Source organism: Corynebacterium sp. AOP36-E1-14, from assembly GCF_052377495.1.
Taxonomy (GTDB): Bacteria; Actinomycetota; Actinomycetes; order Mycobacteriales; family Mycobacteriaceae; genus Corynebacterium.
In genome coordinates this window covers 1-16,097 of sequence record NZ_JBQSWV010000020.1, presented here as the reverse complement: position 1 = coordinate 16,097, position 16,097 = coordinate 1, and the positions used below count along the sequence as shown (strand labels likewise).

Annotated in this window: 10 protein-coding genes and 3 tRNA genes; 1 reads left to right on the top strand and 12 read right to left on the bottom strand. The window is 66.1% G+C overall.

Translation table 11 applies throughout. From position 1 onward, the window contains the following. Positions 1 to 522: 522 nt before the first annotated feature. The 5 genes from ACT3TD_RS10130 to rplJ form a co-directional block, all read right to left on the bottom strand. The gene (locus ACT3TD_RS10130) at positions 523 to 4,494 is read right to left on the bottom strand and encodes a DNA-directed RNA polymerase subunit beta' (protein WP_444614790.1); all 3,972 of its coding nucleotides are present in this window, start codon (positions 4,492 to 4,494) and stop codon (positions 523 to 525) included. Positions 4,495 to 4,580: 86 nt separating this feature from the next. Beyond that, positions 4,581 to 8,099 carry a DNA-directed RNA polymerase subunit beta gene (gene rpoB, locus ACT3TD_RS10125; protein ID WP_444614791.1) on the bottom strand — a complete coding sequence of 1,173 codons (3,519 nt, stop codon included), beginning with the start codon at positions 8,097 to 8,099 and terminating at the stop codon, positions 4,581 to 4,583. Positions 8,100 to 8,522: 423 nt separating this feature from the next. Further along, positions 8,523 to 9,542 carry a DUF3068 domain-containing protein gene (locus ACT3TD_RS10120; protein ID WP_441578934.1) on the bottom strand — a complete coding sequence of 340 codons (1,020 nt, stop codon included), beginning with the start codon at positions 9,540 to 9,542 and terminating at the stop codon, positions 8,523 to 8,525. A gap of 118 nt (positions 9,543 to 9,660) precedes the next feature. Beyond that, positions 9,661 to 10,041, bottom strand: a complete 381-nt coding sequence (rplL, locus tag ACT3TD_RS10115; RefSeq protein ID WP_301443000.1) for a 50S ribosomal protein L7/L12 — start codon at positions 10,039 to 10,041, stop codon at positions 9,661 to 9,663. A gap of 80 nt (positions 10,042 to 10,121) precedes the next feature. Further along, a complete protein-coding gene (gene rplJ / locus ACT3TD_RS10110; RefSeq protein WP_301442999.1) occupies positions 10,122 to 10,640 on the bottom strand; it encodes a 50S ribosomal protein L10 in 519 nt (172 codons plus the stop codon). 369 nt (positions 10,641 to 11,009) lie between these two features. Here rplJ and ACT3TD_RS10105 point away from each other — a divergent pair, with 369 nt between their 5' ends. After that, entirely contained in the window at positions 11,010 to 11,999 is a 990-nt protein-coding gene (locus ACT3TD_RS10105; RefSeq protein WP_301442998.1) for an esterase/lipase family protein, read from the top strand. An 81-nt stretch (positions 12,000 to 12,080) separates the two neighbouring features. Here the strand turns inward: ACT3TD_RS10105 and rplA are convergent, their stop codons facing one another. From rplA to ACT3TD_RS10070, 7 genes are all read right to left on the bottom strand, one after another. Beyond that, positions 12,081 to 12,794, bottom strand: coding sequence for a 50S ribosomal protein L1 (rplA, locus tag ACT3TD_RS10100; RefSeq protein WP_301442997.1), 714 nt, complete (start codon positions 12,792 to 12,794; stop codon positions 12,081 to 12,083). Between the two features lie 84 nt (positions 12,795 to 12,878). Beyond that, on the bottom strand, positions 12,879 to 13,325 hold the full coding sequence (gene rplK / locus ACT3TD_RS10095; protein ID WP_301442996.1) for a 50S ribosomal protein L11: 447 nt from the start codon (positions 13,323 to 13,325) through the stop codon (positions 12,879 to 12,881). 159 nt (positions 13,326 to 13,484) lie between these two features. Then, complete coding sequence (gene nusG, locus ACT3TD_RS10090) at positions 13,485 to 14,348, bottom strand: transcription termination/antitermination protein NusG (protein ID WP_301442995.1); 864 nt, start codon at positions 14,346 to 14,348, stop codon at positions 13,485 to 13,487. A gap of 121 nt (positions 14,349 to 14,469) precedes the next feature. Beyond that, positions 14,470 to 14,805 (bottom strand): preprotein translocase subunit SecE, encoded by a 336-nt coding sequence (gene secE / locus ACT3TD_RS10085; protein WP_301442994.1) that lies wholly within the window; start codon positions 14,803 to 14,805, stop codon positions 14,470 to 14,472. A gap of 85 nt (positions 14,806 to 14,890) precedes the next feature. Then, a tRNA-Trp gene (locus ACT3TD_RS10080) sits at positions 14,891 to 14,963 on the bottom strand. 366 nt (positions 14,964 to 15,329) lie between these two features. Beyond that, positions 15,330 to 15,403 (bottom strand) — tRNA-Met (locus ACT3TD_RS10075). A gap of 55 nt (positions 15,404 to 15,458) precedes the next feature. Then, positions 15,459 to 15,531 (bottom strand) — tRNA-Thr (locus tag ACT3TD_RS10070). Between the last annotated feature and the right edge of the window lie 566 nt (positions 15,532 to 16,097).

Sequence of the window (16,097 nt, the reverse complement as noted above, 5' to 3'; positions counted from 1 at the left end):
TCTGCTTGTTCGTGTCCTGCCGTGCCCCGGGCTCTCCCGGTGCTGATGCCGGTGGACGCTCGTGGTCGGACGAGACCTTCTTCGAGATCATTTCCCTGCTGTGTCAGTCGCGTCTTTGTTTTGAACGTGCCGAAACCCCTCAGCCGCTCTCGCTGGCCTACGGGGTAGAAGTTCATATCCGACCGGAAGAACCGGCAGACGCGTCCTGATAACTGGGACTGTGGCCTGACACTACCCGACACGCCACATACCACCAAATCCCCGCCCCCGCCGCACCCGGGCCCCCGCCGAGATCCGTACTATACAGCCGTACCAGACATCGTTCCCGGCCACAGGCCCGCGAGCGCCTCCCCGCCGCTTCAATTCATCGCCCCTGGACGCGCACTGGTACGTACGTATCAGGTATGGACCCCGCGACCGCCCCTCCCCCACGAACGACGAAGACCCGGCCCCCTTTGAAAGGGGACCGGGCTTTGCTCTGCTTCACGGGTGGGCCGGCGGCGTTAGGCCACCGGGCACCTGCTAGTTCAGGTCGATGTCGTCCAGCGGGACGGCAGCGCCGGTGAACTCACCGTAGGAGTCGTCACCGTAGAAACCGTCACCGAATGTGGACGGCAGCTGGTAGGCGGCCGCGCGGGCCTCCTCGGTCGGCTCCACCGCGATGTTGCGGTACTTGGAGATACCGGTACCGGCCGGGATCAGCTTACCGATGATCACGTTCTCCTTGAGGCCGATGAGCTTGTCCGAACGCTTGTTGATCGCAGCGTCCGTCAGCACACGGGTCGTCTCCTGGAAGGAGGCGGCCGACAGCCAGGAGTCGGTGGCCAGCGAGGCCTTGGTGATACCCATGATCTCGGCACGCACCTCCACCGGACGTCCACCGGTCTGCACCGCAGCCTTGGAGGCGGACACGGCGTCGGCGTGGTCGACGAGAGAACCGGGCAGGTACTCGGTCGAGCCGGAGTCGATGACCGTCACGCGGCGCAGCATCTGACGCACGATGATCTCGATGTGCTTGTCGTGGATGGCCACACCCTGGTCACGGTAGACCTTCTGGACCTCGTTGATCAGGTGCTGCTGGACGCCACGGCGACCCATCACGCGGAGCACCTCGTGCGGGTCAGCGGAACCCTTGAGCAGCTGCTGACCGCGGGAGACCGAGTCGCCCTGCTTGATCTGGCGCTCGAAGTCGCCGACCTTGATGACGGCCAGACCCTGACGCTTGGACAGCTTCTCGTACACGACCTCGTCCGAGCCGTCGGCCGGGATGATGGTCAGGGTGTAGAAGTTGTCGTCGTCCTCGATCCGCACCTTGCCGTCGACCGAGGCGATGGGCGCCTTGGCCTTCGGGACGCGGGCCTCGAACAGCTCCTGGACACGGGGCAGACCGCCGGTGATGTCTCCACCGACACCACCCTGGTGGAACGTACGCATGGTCAGCTGGGTACCCGGCTCACCGATGGACTGCGCGGCGACGATACCCACGGCCTCACCGATGTCAACCTTCTTACCGGTTGCCATGGAACGTCCGTAGCAGGTCGCGCAGACACCGGTGGCGGTGTCACAGGTCATCACGGAGCGGACCTTAAGGGTAGCGACACCGGCGTCGACGAGCTGCTGGATCTCCGGGTCGCCCAGGTCCTGGCCGGCCGGGATGACGACGTTGCCCTCGGGGTCCACGGCGTCGGCGGCGAGGAAACGGCCGGTGGCCGCGGTCTCGACGAACTCCGCACGACGGAACTTCCCGGTCGGGTTGCCCTCGGCGTCCGGCACAGCCTCCGCCAGCGGGATGGTGACGCCCTTGGACGTGGTGCAGTCGTCCTCGCGGACGATGACGTCCTGCGCGACATCCACCAGACGACGGGTCAGGTAACCCGAGTCGGCGGTACGCAGCGCGGTATCGGCCAGGCCCTTACGCGAACCGTGGGAGTTGTTGAAGTACTCCAGCACCGACAGGCCCTCACGGAAGGAGGTCTTGATCGGACGCGTGATGTAGTCACCACGCGAGTTCGTGACCATGCCCTTCATACCGGCCAGCGTCCAGATCTGACGCATGTTGCCGGCCGCGCCGGACTTCACGATCATCGGGATCGGGTTGTCGTCCGGGTAGAGCTGCTCGACGGACTCACCGACGAAGTCGGTGGCTTCCTTCCACAGGTCGACTAGGGAGTTGTACCGCTCCGTCGCGTTGATCTTGCCGCGAGCCATCTTCTTCTCGATGACGCGGGCACGCTCCTCGTAACGGTCGAGGATCTCCTTCTTGTTCGGCAGTACCAGCACGTCGTGCATGGTGATGGTCACGCCGGAACGGGTCGCCCAGTAGAAACCGGCGTCCTTGAGCTTGTCCACGGTCTGGGCGACCGTGATCATCGGGTACTTCGCGGCGAGGTCGTTGATGACCGCGGCCTGCGGCTTCTTGGCCATGACGTCGTCGACGAAGGGGTAGTTCCACGGCAGCAGGTCGTTGAAGAGCACGCGGCCGAGGGTGGTGTGGGCGAGCCACACCTCCCCCTTCTGCCAACCGTCGGGGAAACGCTCGGCCTCGACATCCGCCGGCGGACGCAGGTGGTCGATGCGGACCTTGATCGGGGCCTGCAGACCCAGGACGCCACGGTCGCGGGCCATGATGGCCTCGGCGAGGGTGGAGTACACGCCCCGCTCGGGACCGTTCTCGTCGGCCGGGGTGTAGGCACCCTGGCCGCCGATCTCGTCCACGGACTTCTGCAGCGTCAGGAAGTACAGGCCGGTGACCATGTCCAGACGCGGCATGGCCAGGGGCTTACCGGACGCCGGGGACAGGATGTTGTTCGAGGCGAGCATCAGGATGCGGGCCTCGGCCTGGGCCTCGTCGGACAGCGGCAGGTGCACAGCCATCTGGTCGCCGTCGAAGTCGGCGTTGAAGGCCTCACAGGCCAGCGGGTGCAGCTGGATGGCCTTACCCTCGACGAGCACCGGCTCGAAGGCCTGGATACCCAGGCGGTGCAGGGTGGGCGCACGGTTCAGCATCACCGGGTGCTCGGCGATGGCGTCCTCGAGCACGTCCCACACCTCGGGACGCTGACGCTCGACCATCCGCTTGGCGGACTTGATGTTCTGCGCGTAGGACTTCTCGACCAGGCGCTTCATCACGAACGGCTTGAAGAGCTCCAGGGCCATCTGCTTGGGCAGACCACACTGGTGCAGCTTCAGCTGCGGACCGACGATGATCACCGAACGACCGGAGTAGTCGACACGCTTACCGAGCAGGTTCTGACGGAAGCGGCCCTGCTTGCCCTTGAGCAGGTCGGACAGCGACTTCAGCGGACGGTTGCCGGGGCCCGTGACCGGGCGGCCGCGGCGGCCGTTGTCGAAGAGCGCGTCGACGGACTCCTGCAGCATGCGCTTCTCGTTGTTCACGATGATCTCGGGTGCACCGAGGTCCAGCATGCGCTTCAGGCGGTTGTTGCGGTTGATCACACGACGGTAGAGGTCGTTGAGGTCGGAGGTCGCGAAGCGGCCACCGTCGAGCTGCACCATCGGGCGCAGCTCCGGCGGGATCACCGGGACAGCGTCCAGGACCATGCCGGCCGGGTCGTTGCCGGAACGCAGGAACGCGGCGACGACCTTCAGGCGCTTGAGGGCGCGCAGCTTCTTCTGGCCCTTGCCGTCGCGGATGATCTCGCGCAGCTTCTCGGCCTCGGCCTCGAGGTCGAAGGAGCGGATGAGGGTCTGGATGGACTCCGCGCCCATGCCGCCGGTGAAGTAGTCCTCGTAGCGGTCGACGAGCTCGGTGTAGATGCCCTCGTCCACGATCATCTGCTTCGGGGCGAGCTTGACGAAGGTGTTCCAGATCTCGTCGAGACGCTCGACCTCGCGCTCGGCGCGCTCACGGATGTGGCGCATCTCGCGCTCGGCGGAGGTCTGGACCTTGCGCTTGGCGTCGGCCTTGGCACCGGCGGCCTCGAGCTCGGCCAGGTCGGCCTCGAGCTTCTCGGAACGCTCGGCCAGATCGGCGTCGCGCTCGTTCTCGACCTCCTTCTTCTCCACCAGCATCTCGGCCTCGAGGGTGGTCTGGTCGTTGTGGCGACCTTCCTCATCCACGGAGGTGATGATGTTGGCCGCGAAGTAGATGATCTTCTCGAGATCCTTCGGAGCCAGGTCCAGCAGGTAGCCCAGACGGGAGGGCACACCCTTGAAGTACCAGATGTGCGTGACCGGGGCGGCGAGCTCGACGTGGCCCATGCGCTCACGGCGCACCTTGGACTTCGTCACCTCGACACCACAGCGCTCACAGATGATGCCCTTGTAACGGACTCGCTTGTACTTGCCGCAGGCACACTCCCAGTCACGGGTGGGCCCGAAGATCCGCTCGCAGAACAGACCGTCCTTCTCGGGCTTCAGGGTGCGGTAGTTGATGGTCTCCGGCTTCTTGACCTCGCCGTGGGACCAACGACGAATGTCGTCGGCGGTCGCGAGACCGATACGCAGTTCGTCAAAGAAGTTGACGTCCAGCACGTGGACTCCCTTTCCCCTCCGTCTTCATACGGAGGGCGGTAGTACGGGTGGTGCAGTGAAAAAAGGTCGTTGTCTGGTGGTGGGGGCTAGCCCACGTCGCTGTCGGCGTCCGGACGCTCGTCGCGGGACAGGTTGATGCCCAGGGCGGCGTTGGCGTGGTCGAGCTCGTCGTCGTCCGTGGAGCTGAGCTCCATCGGGGAACCGTCGGCCGCGAGCACCTCGACGTTGAGGCACAGCGACTGCAGCTCCTTGAGCAGAACCTTGAAGGACTCCGGGATACCCGGGTCCGGGATGTTCTCGCCCTTGACGATGGCCTCGTACACCTTCACACGGCCCACGACGTCGTCCGACTTGATGGTGAGCAGCTCCTGCAGGGTGTAGGCCGCGCCGTACGCCTGCATGGCCCACACCTCCATCTCACCGAAGCGCTGGCCACCGAACTGCGCCTTACCACCGAGCGGCTGCTGGGTGATCATGGAGTACGGACCGGTGGAACGCGCGTGGATCTTCTCGTCCACGAGGTGGTGCAGCTTGAGCATGTACATGTAGCCCACGGAGACCGGGTACGGGAACGGCTCGCCGGAGCGACCGTCGATGAGCTCGGCCTTGCCGTCGCCGTCCGTGAGGCGGATGCCGTCACGGTTCGGACGCACCGACTTCATCAGGCCGGAGAGCTCCTCGTTGGAGGCACCGTCGAACACCGGGGTGGCGGTCAACGAGTCGGCCGGCACGTCGTAGAGATCCTCCGGGAGGGTCTCCAGCATGGCCTTGACGGTCTCGTCCTCGGAGTCGATGTCGACCGCCCAGCCGTTCTTGGCTAGCCAGCCGAGGTGGGTCTCCAGGACCTGACCGATGTTCATACGACGGGGAACACCGTGGGTGTTCAGCATGATGTCGACCGGGGTGCCGTCCGGCAGGAACGGCATGTCCTCGGCGGGCAGGATCTTACCGACGACACCCTTGTTGCCGTGGCGGCCGGCGAGCTTGTCGCCGTCCTGGATCTTGCGCTTCTGCGCCACGTACACGCGGACCATCTCGTTGACACCGGGCGACAGGTCGTCGTCGTCCTCGCGGGAGAAGACGCGCACGCCGATGACCTTGCCGGTCTCGCCGTGGGGCACCTTCATGGAGGTGTCGCGGACCTCGCGGGCCTTCTCACCGAAGATGGCGCGCAGCAGGCGCTCCTCCGGGGTCAGCTCGGTCTCGCCTTTGGGCGTGACCTTACCGACGAGGATGTCGCCGTCGCGGATGTCCGCACCGATGCGCACGATGCCGCGCTCGTCCAGGTCGGCGAGCACGTCCTCACCCACGTTGGGGATGTCGCGGGTGATCTCCTCCGGCCCGAGCTTGGTGTCGCGGGCGTCGATCTCGTGCTCCTCGATGTGGATCGAGGTGAGGATGTCCTGCTCAACCATGCGCTGGTTGAGGATGATGGCGTCCTCGTAGTTGTGACCCTCCCACGGCATGATGGCGACCAGCAGGTTGCGGCCCAGCGCCATCTCACCGTTGTCGGTGCCGGGGCCGTCGGCGATGGCCTGGCCGGCCTCGACGCGGTCGCCCTGGCTGACCAGCGGCTTCTGGTTGTAGCAGGTGCCCTGGTTGGTGCGCTCGAACTTGCGCAGCATGTAGGTGTCGCGCACGCCGTCGTCGTCCATGATGGTGACGTAGTCGGCGGAGACGAACTCCACGGCGCCGGCCTTCGGGGAGACGATGACGTCGCCGGCGTCGTAGGCGGCGCGCTGCTCCATACCGGTACCCACGAAGGGGGCCTCGGCACGCAGGAGCGGCACGGCCTGACGCTGCATGTTCGCACCCATGAGGGCACGGTTGGCGTCGTCGTGCTCCAGGAACGGAATCATGGCGGTGGCCACGGAGACCATCTGACGCGGCGAGACGTCCATGTAGTCGACCTTGTCGACCGGGACGACCTCGACGTCGCCGCCACGCAGACGGACCTCGATCTGCTCCTCGGTGAACTGCTTGTCCGCGTTGTACGGGGTGTTCGCCTGGGCGATGATGTGGCGGTCCTCCTCATCGGCGGTGAGGTAGTCGACCACGTCCGTGATCTGACCGTTCTCGACACGACGGTAAGGAGTCTCGATGAAGCCGAAGGGGTTCACGCGGGCGTAGGACGCCAGGGAACCGATCAGACCGATGTTCGGACCCTCAGGGGTCTCGATCGGGCACATGCGGCCGTAGTGGGACGGGTGCACGTCTCGCACCTCGAGGCCGGCGCGCTCACGCGACAGACCACCGGGGCCCAGGGCGGACAGACGACGCTTGTTCGTCAGACCCGACAGGGAGTTGTTCTGGTCCATGAACTGCGACATCTGGGAGGTGCCGAAGAACTCGCGGATCGCGGCGGAGACCGGACGCACGTTGATCAGCGAGGTCGGGGTGATCGACTCCGCGTCCTGCGTGGTCATGCGCTCGCGCACGACGCGCTCCATGCGGGACAGGCCCACGCGGATCTGGTTCTGGATCAGCTCGCCGACGGTACGCACACGACGGTTGCCGAAGTGGTCGATGTCGTCGGTGCCCAGCGGGATCTCCACGGAGTCCGGGGAGGTCATGTCGCGCTCGCCGGAGTGCAGACGCACCAGGTACTCGATGGTGGTCAGGATGTCCTGCTCGGTGAGGGTCATGGGACCCTCGCCGCCGGTGCCCAGGCCCAGCTTGCGGTTGACCTTGTAGCGGCCCACCTTCGCCAGGTCGTAGCGACGGGAGTTGAAGAAGCTGTTCTCCAGCAGTGCCTGCGCGGAGTCGCGCGTGGGCGACTCACCGGGACGCTGCTTGCGGTAGATCTCCAGCAGGGCCTCGTCGGTGTTTGCGACGCCGTCCTTCTCGAGGGTGGACATCATGATCTCGGAGAAACCGAAACGCTCGGTGATCTCCTCGGCGCTGAGACCCAGGGCCTTCAGCAGCACGGTGACCGGCTGACGACGCTTGCGGTCGATGCGCACACCGATGGTGTCGCGCTTGTCGACGTCGAACTCCAGCCATGCACCACGCGAGGGGATGACCTTCACGGAGTGCAGCGGACGCTCGGTACCGGGATCGATGGACTCGTCGAAGTACACGCCCGGGGAGCGGACGAGCTGCGAGACCACGACACGCTCGGTGCCGTTGATGATGAAGGTGCCCTTGTCCGTCATCATCGGGAAATCGCCGATGAAGACGGTCTGGCTCTTGATCTCACCGGAGGTGGCGTTGGTGAACTCCGCGGTGACGTACAGCGGAGCCGAGTAGTTGATGTCCTTGTCCTTGCACTCGTCGACGGTGTTCTTCACGTCGTCGAAGCGCGGCTCGGACAGGACCAGGGACATGTTCTCGGAGTAGTCCTCGACAGGGGACAGCTCTTCGAGGATGTCCTCGAGACCGGAGGTGATGCGAACGCCCTCCCCGGCCTCAGCCTGCTTGCGGGCGCGCCACTGCGGCGTGCCGACGAGCCAGGCGAAAGAGTCCCTCTGGATGTCGAGAAGACCGGGAACCTCGATCGGGGCGTCGATCTTCGCGAACGAGTGACGTTGCGAAGCTCCGGGAATTCCCGGGGTGGAACTGGTCAGGCGGGAGACTGCCAAGATGGGGTCCTTCCAGCACCTCACGTGCCTGCCGGTCGCCTGGATCCGAGGGGACGGGTTCCTGGGCGGTGGCCGACACGGTTGCTATGAGCGTACGGTCTGCGGTGGTCTGTGGAAATCTGTGGGGTTCTGTGGGGATTGGCGGTGACCGGGTCAGTTGCGAACCTTGGTCCGGAAACAGTTGATGGACCTTGTCAAGTCACCGGTCCGGACCGGACCGGCGCGGTCTGGCACCCTGGCGTTCCGCCGTGCCGTGACCATGTCGATCCCCTCCATGCCTTCACTCATCAAGGTCGTGTCCTGCTGTTGTCGCAACATCACCGGACGTCAATCCAGCGCAACGATCGATCGTATATCACCCGTAGGCGTATGTCCACCCCTGCGACACACCCGGTTCACCCACCCGTGAACCGTGCGGCCGGTCGGTCGTCTCCGACGACGACCCGGCTACTCCGACGACCCTGACGTCCCAGACCGCTGGGCGCGCTGTGGCCGCAAGGCCACCACCGCCGAACCGAGTGCCACGATAGCACCCGTGACGGTCAGCACAATACCCCAACCGCGCGTGGGACGGTCCTGCCCCAGATCCGCCGCCTGTCGCAGCAGGTCGTCGCGCTCCGCGCCCGGGGTCGACCCGTTGAAGGAACTCAGCAGTTCCGGGGCTGCAGCCTCGCCAGCCTCGCCTGCGGCAGCCTCCCCCTCACCGTCCTGCGCCGGCGCGTCCGGCACGTAGACGTCCTGGATGTCCTCGGTGACCGAGACGATCATGCCGCTGCCCGGCTCCACGCGGAACTCCTTGTAGCCGTTGCGGTACAGCGAGGAGGACGCCCCGTCCGGCGTCGTCGACGTCGACCGGTAGTAGCCCGGGTTCGCCTGACGCACCGGCTCGGCGTCGAAGTCCTGCCGGAAGACGTAGACCTCCAAGCCGTCGACGTCCTCGGTCTGGACGAACTGGGCGGGCACCTCGCGACGCAGCAGGTTGTCGAAGACCGGGTACTCCTCCTGCGCCGTGTCGCGCGGGAACGTCAGCCACTGGCCGGTGACCTCGCTCGCCACCGCAGGCGTCCCCGGCGTGTCCGCGACCTTCGCGTCCCCCAGCGACGCGCCACTCATGCGGTCGATCCGGTAGCTCCAGACCTCGGCGTCCAGCAGGGCGTCGCCGCCCTCGAGGTCGTCGCGCACGGAGGTGACGCCGACGGTCGTCGCGGCCGCGTCGTCGTCCGCCGGCTCCCCCAGCGTCACGGCGTAGGTCTTCGTCACCGGCGCGGTGACCGGCTCGTCGCCGTCACCGAGATAGGACGTCCCGACGCGTGCCTCGTCGTCCTGCAGCGTCAGCTGCGTCTCGCTGAGTTCCAGGGGCACGGGACGCTCCGGCGGCACGAGGACCGGCAGCGCGAGGCCGAGGACGAGGAGGAGACACCCCAGTCCCAGGACGAGGACTGCGGTGACACGTGATCTCGGAAGCATGCGGACCATCGTAGTGGTCGACGTGTCCGGGAGTACACATGACACAACCCCCGCCGGGAACGTCTCGTGGACGTCCCTGACGGGGGTCGTGGTGAAAGCGGCGTGAGCCGGGTTTCTCCTACTTGAGGGAAACCTTGGCGCCGGCCTCCTCGAGCTTGGTCTTGGCAGCCTCGGCGTCATCCTTGGATGCACCCTCGAGCAGAGCCTTCGGTGCGCCCTCGACGAGCTCCTTGGCCTCCTTCAGGCCCAGGCCGGAGACGAGCTCGCGGACAACCTTGATCACGCCGATCTTCTTGGCGCCGGCATCCTCGAGAACGACGTCGAACTCGTCCTTCTCCTCCTCCTCGGCAGCAGCAGCGGCCGGAGCGGCAGCAGCGGCGACCGGGGCGGCAGCGGTGACGTCGAAGGTGTCCTCGAAGAGCTTGACGAACTCGGAGAGCTCGATCAGGGTCATCTCCTTGAAGGCCTCGAGCAGTTCGTCGTTGGTGAACTTAGCCATGTCGGCTTCCTTTCTTCGTCCCGACCGGACGTGGCCGGGAACAGGTTTTGTTACGTATGGGGGTTAAGCAGCCTGAAAGATCAGGCAGCTTCCTTCTTCTCCTGGAGCGCGGCGGTGAGCCGTGCAACCTGGGAAGCCGGGGCGTTGAACAGCCCGGCAGCCTTGCTGAGGGAGCCCTGCAGGGCGCCGGCCAGCTTGGCCAGGGTGGTCTCGCGGTTGTCCAGCTCGGCGATTGCCTCAACCTGGGCAGCGGACAGCGGAGTGCCGTCCATGTTGCCGCCCTTGATCACGAGGGCGCTGTGATCCGCACCGAACTTCTTGAACGCCTTGGCGGCGTCAACCGCCTCGCCCTGGATGAAGGCGACGGCAGTAGGTCCGGTGAGCAGTTCATCAGCGATCTCGACGCCGGCCTGCTTGGCAGCCAGCTTGATCATGGTGTTCTTGGCGACGGAGTAGGTGACCTCGGAACCCAGGGCCTTGCGCAGCTCCGTCGTCTGAGCGACGGTCAGGCCACGGTACTCGGTAAGCACGGTGGCACTGGCGTTCTCGAAACGTGCGGTGAGCTCCGCGACCGATGCGGTGTTCTTTGCGTTTGCCATACTCTCGCCTCCTTCCTGATGTCTGTCGGTGGTGCGACCAGACGGTGTCCTGAACGACCCTCCGTGACAAACAGTGACGCCCCGTGCCACAGGGCACGGGGCGCTTGGAGCGATTCTCGCGGACCCGTGGGTCCGCCGACGCTCGGCGTGTTCCGTGTTTCCCTGCGTGGGTCGCCATCGCCTTGACGGTGATGGTCCTTCGTCCGACTCCCCCGGTGCTGCCCGGGTGAGACGTCGACCGACGGTCTCCGGTGAAACTTGAACGTTCGCGGGGGTACCCGCGATCAAACTTCTCGTGTCACTATAGACCGGCACACACGAACCGCAAAATCCCGGCCGCGGAGCGCCCCGGGATGTAGTTTCGTGGACATGACTTCCCCTGCCGCCTCCCCCGCCGGAGCAGCCCGGTCCGCCGGCGTCCCCGACCACCGGTTCTTCCTCTCCGCCTTCCTCCGCTCGTGGGGACGACACGACCCACTCCCCTCCCGGGTGAACGACTGGGAGACACCGATGTCCGAGGAACACCCGGTGCCCGTCGTGCTGCTCCACGGCACGTGGATGAACGCCTACGGCACCTGGTCGTACATCGCACCGAAGCTCGTGGCACGGGGCTACCGTGTCTTCGCGCTCAACTACGGCGGCGACGACGAGAGCCTGCTGGGCCGTCGCCGCTGCTGTTTCGCCAGCGGACCGTTGCTCGACGCCACCGAGGACATCGGCCGTTTCATCGACCGGGTGCTGGAGGCGACCGGCGCCGAGAAGGTGGACGTGGTCGGCCATTCACAGGGTTCCGCGCAGGCCCGCATGCTCGTCACCGAGCACGAGGGCCGGTTCGCCGGCGGCGAACCCAAGATCCGCAACATCATCGGGCTCGCCGGCTCCGGCAACGGCACCACGCTGATGGGCCTCGGCACGCTCACCGCGAAGCTCCGCGAGGCCCTCCACGGCCGGGTGGACGTCTCCCGGATCGTTCGCAGCGTCCTGGGTGGCTGCGCCGAGGACCAGATCGTGGACTCCGACGTCATCAACCACATCAACCGCGACGGGCACACAGTCCCGGGCGTGGACTACACCATGATCGGGACGCGCTACGACGAGGTCGTCACCCCGTGGCGCACCCAGTTCCTCACCCCCGGCGAGGGGGCGAGCGTACGCAACCACTGCGTGCAGTCCGACGGCAACTCCGGCGACTGGAGCGACCACCTGTCGATCTGCTACTCGCCGCGTTCCTTCGACCTCATCCTCGAGCGTCTGTCGGACTCCGACTCCGGGGAGGACGGCGCCTACCGCCGTGCGCACCCGCACGTCGTCGCCCGCGTCGTGCCCGTCCTCGGGCAACTCCTGCAACGCGGGTACTGACATGAAGAACGCCCCGTCCTCCCCGGTGTACGGGGAGGACGGGGCGGCGTCCTACGCGGGACGGAAAGAGGAGTCTGAGACTTAGGCCTCTTCGCCGGCGAAGTTCTTCACGACGGTCGGGTCAACCTGGATGCCCGGGCTGTTGGTCGTCGCGACGGAGGCCTTCTTGATGTAACGGCCCTTGGCGGCGGACGGCTTCACGCGGAGGAGCTCCTCGACCAGCGCGCCGTAGTTCTCGGCGAGCGCCTTCTCGTCGAAGGAGGCCTTGCCGATCATGGCGTGCAGGTTCGCGGCCTTGTCGACGCGGAAGGAGATCTTACCGCCCTTGATCTCGGTGACGGCCTTGGCCACGTCGGTGGTCACGGTACCGGTCTTCGGGTTCGGCATCAGACCACGCGGGCCCAGGACGCGGGCGACGCGACCGACCTTGGCCATCTGGTCCGGGGTGGCGATCGCGGCATCGAAGTCGGTCCAACCACCCTGGATGCGCTCGATGAGCTCGGCGGTTCCGACGGCCTCGGCACCGGCCTCCTCGGCGGCGGTGGCGTTGGGGCCCTCGGCGAAGACGATGACGCGGACGTTCTTACCCGTGCCGTTGGGCAGGGAGACGGTGCCGCGGACGAGCTGGTCGGCCTTGCGCGGGTCGACACCCAGGCGGAAGGCGACGTCGACGGTGGCGTCGTGCGTCTTGGAGGAGGTCTCCTTGGCCAGCTTCAGGGCCTCGATCGGGGAGTAGAGACGATCGGCGTCGATCTTCTCTGCTGCGGCGCGGTACGCCTTGGAGTTCTTGCTCATGGTACTGGTCCAATCAGTGGTTGTTGGATTGTGGTCGACGGGCCGCAAGTGGCCCTGCCACGGGTGGAACCGGCAGTCGGCTGACTACTTGGCCGGCTGGTCGATGACGTCGATACCCATCGACCGGGCGGTGCCGGCGATGACGCGTGCACCGTTCTCCAGGTCGTTGGAGTTCATGTCCTCGAACTTGGTCTGGGCGATCTCGCGGCACTGGGCCCAGCTGACCTGGCCGACCTTCTCCGTGTGCGGGACACCGGAGCCCTTCTGGATGCCGGCGGCCTTCAGCAGCAGTTTCGCTGCCGGCGGGGTCTTCAGCTTGAAGTCGAAGGAGCGGTCCTCGTAGACCGTGATCTCGACCGGGATGACGTTGCCGCGCTGCGACTCGGTCGCGGCGTTGTACGCCTTGCAGAACTCCATGATGTTGACGCCGTGCGCACCGAGCGCCGGGCCCACGGGCGGAGCCGGGTTGGCGGCGCCAGCCTGGATCTGCAGCTTGATCAGGCCTGAGACCTTTTTCTTCTTCTTAGCCATGGTTCACCTCTTCACGTGGTACCAGGTGTGCCGCTTCCCCCTCGGGGAGCGGCGCCGCCGGCCCTATGGCGGGGGCCGGACGCACCTGTCCGGATGCCGGACTGTGTACCGGCCACCGGGTGGAATGTTGTCGTGCTCACGAAGAGCAACGGTCAAACTCTAGTTGAGCTTCTCGACCTGGTCAAACGCCAGGTCAACCGGGGTCTCGCGACCGAAGATCGAGACCAGGGCCTTGAGCTTGCTGTTGGCGGCGTCGATCTCGGAGATCGTCGCGGACACCGAGGCGAAGGGACCGGACAGCACGGTGACGGACTCCCCGACCTCGAAGTCGACCTCGACCTGCTCGCCGAGCGGCGTCGGGGCCATGGCGACACCGGTGTCGCTGACGTCGACGTTGCTGGCGGAGTCGGTCTCCTCCTCGTTGGTCGGTGCGGTGGCCGCCTCCGGCGGGAGGAGGAACTTGGCGACCTCACGGATCTTCACCGGGGTGGGCTTGCCCTCGTTGCCGACGAAGGACGTCACGCCCGGGGTATCGCGGATGACGGACCAGGACGCGTCGTCCAGCTCGATGCGCACCAGGACGTAGCCCGGCAGCAGCTTGCGCTTGACGCGCTTACGCTTGCCGTCCTTGAGCTCGGTGATCTCCTCGATCGGGACGACGACCTCGTGGATCTGCTCGTCGACACCCAGGGTCTGCGCACGCATCTCCAGGTTGGTCTTCACCTTGTTCTCGTAGCCCGAGTAGCACTGGATGATGTACCAGTCGCCGTCGAGCTTCTTGAGCGCGCGCATGAATTCGCGCAGGCGGGTGCGGTACGCGGCCATGGCCGCGTCCTCGGGCGCCTGCTCGGCGGGCGCGTCGGCGGAGGACGCTGCGGCGGCCGAGCCGTCCTCCCCGTCGATCTCCGCGCCGGCGGCGGGCGCGGTATCGCCGAGCTCGCTGACGGCCTGCTGCACGTCGTTGTGCGCGGCCGCAGCGAGGCCCTCGGCGGTGCTGCTGTCGTGGATGTTCTCGTCACTCATGGGTTGATCATCTCCCGGATGGTACTGACGCCTGGCGGACGGGCACGTTGCCGTCCCCCGCATGAAAAATCCGCCTCGCCGGAAGGCGGAGGCGGTGGTTACAACGAAGATTCTAGCACGCTCAGAGGCCGAACATGAACTCCAGACCCTCACCGGTGAGCAGGTCGACGACCGTGCAGATCGCGGTGATCACGATGAGGAAGACGATCGTGACGATGGAGTAGGTGACCATCTCGCGGCCCGTGGGCCAGATGACCTTCTTGACCTCGGAACCCACCGACCGCGGGAACGCCAGGATCCGGCTGCCGCCGGACTTGGACCCCTCGACGTCCGCGATCTTGGCGGAGACGCCGTTGTCGTGGTCGTGGGCGGCGCCGTATCCGCTGACCTGACGCTTACCTGACGGGCGCAACGGACCACCGGCGGAACCGACCTCATCGTTCTTCTCGTCACTCACGTGATCTACAGCTCCTCGGAATATGGAAGACCCCGGTGACCCCGGGTCGGTGGCGAACCACCGGCCCGGCATCCCGGGGCATGTGCAGGGGCGACAGGACTTGAACCTGCAACCTGCGGTTTTGGAGACCGCTGCTCTGCCAATTGAGCCACGCCCCTTCGCGATGGATCTCAGCCTACCACTCGGGCAGACGTCGACGTCTCACGGACGGTACCGCAACAACGGCACCGCAGCAGTGTATCAGTAGCCCGTCCCCGGCAACAACTGGGCCGGGCGCGTCCGGGGTGAGCCCGGGGCGCGTCCGGGGTGAGCCCGGGGCGCGTCCGGGTTGCGTCCTGGTTCGGGCTGGACGCAACCCCGCGTGCCGTGCCGGATCCGGCCTTTCCGTGCCGGCGCCGGGACGGATCCGGCACGCGGCCGTGGGTGGACGCCCGGCGGGAGAGCGCGGAGAGACCGCGAGCACGGAGCGTGCACAGCGAAACACCCCGCGGCCCGATCTCTCGGTGCCGCGGGGTGTCCAGTTGTAGCGATGCCGGGGATCGAACCCGGGACCTCACGATTATGAGTCGTGCGCTCTAACCATCTGAGCTACACCGCCAGGGCCATTCATCCGGCTGTGACCGGCAAGCCGGATATCGCCTAGAAATGACTTGAGCCCCCTGACAGAATCGAACTGTCGACCTTTTCCTTACCATGGAAACGCTCTACCGACTGAGCTAAGGGGGCGTACTTCACGCAGCAGGACCGGAGCACAACCTTGGTTGTTCCCGCTCCATCGCTCGAAGCCTGAAGTAGAATAACCAGAGCGACCCTACTTGCACAAATCTGCAGGTCAGTGAGAATAAATAGCACTCCGGGGAACACCACCGCCGCATCCTCGGGCTTCGTACGGCCTCCCCTCCCCCGCTCGCCGCGTCCGACGGCCCTCCTCGGTACCGGGCGACCGGGCAACCCCGGAGGTTGGTTCCACCGTCCTCCGGGGTTGCTGCCTCAACCTTACCCGGGCAGCCCCACCCCAAGCGGCAGATGCGGATTAAACGACAGAATGTGTGTCCGGGACCGGCGCTCCTCGGCAGGTCAAGACAGAGGAATGGGGCTCGAATAGCTCATCGGGGGCTATTGAGCCGCGGAGCCGCCATGGCCCGTGCCATGCCGGCCCATGGAGGCCGCTCCCGCTGACTCCGGGTAGCCCGAAGCAGCTCGTCCCCACACCACGGCGCAATCCCTGCATTTCGGTCCGATCACTGCCAGTCACCGGACCGAAATGCAGGGATTGCGCCGGGCAGCAGAGT

What these genes read in the sequence shown, in the direction of transcription:
- rplK (WP_301442996.1), bottom strand. Translation starts at nt 13,325, where the DNA reads ATGGCTAAGAAGAAGAAAAAGGTCTCAGGCCTGATCAAGCTGCAGATC.
- rplL (WP_301443000.1), bottom strand. Translation starts at nt 10,041, where the DNA reads ATGGCTAAGTTCACCAACGACGAACTGCTCGAGGCCTTCAAGGAGATG.
- nusG (WP_301442995.1), bottom strand. Translation starts at nt 14,348, where the DNA reads ATGAGTGACGAGAACATCCACGACAGCAGCACCGCCGAGGGCCTCGCT.
- rplJ (WP_301442999.1), bottom strand. Translation starts at nt 10,640, where the DNA reads ATGGCAAACGCAAAGAACACCGCATCGGTCGCGGAGCTCACCGCACGT.
- ACT3TD_RS10120 (WP_441578934.1), bottom strand. Translation starts at nt 9,542, where the DNA reads ATGCTTCCGAGATCACGTGTCACCGCAGTCCTCGTCCTGGGACTGGGG.
- rplA (WP_301442997.1), bottom strand. Translation starts at nt 12,794, where the DNA reads ATGAGCAAGAACTCCAAGGCGTACCGCGCCGCAGCAGAGAAGATCGAC.
- ACT3TD_RS10105 (WP_301442998.1), top strand. Translation starts at nt 11,010, where the DNA reads ATGACTTCCCCTGCCGCCTCCCCCGCCGGAGCAGCCCGGTCCGCCGGC.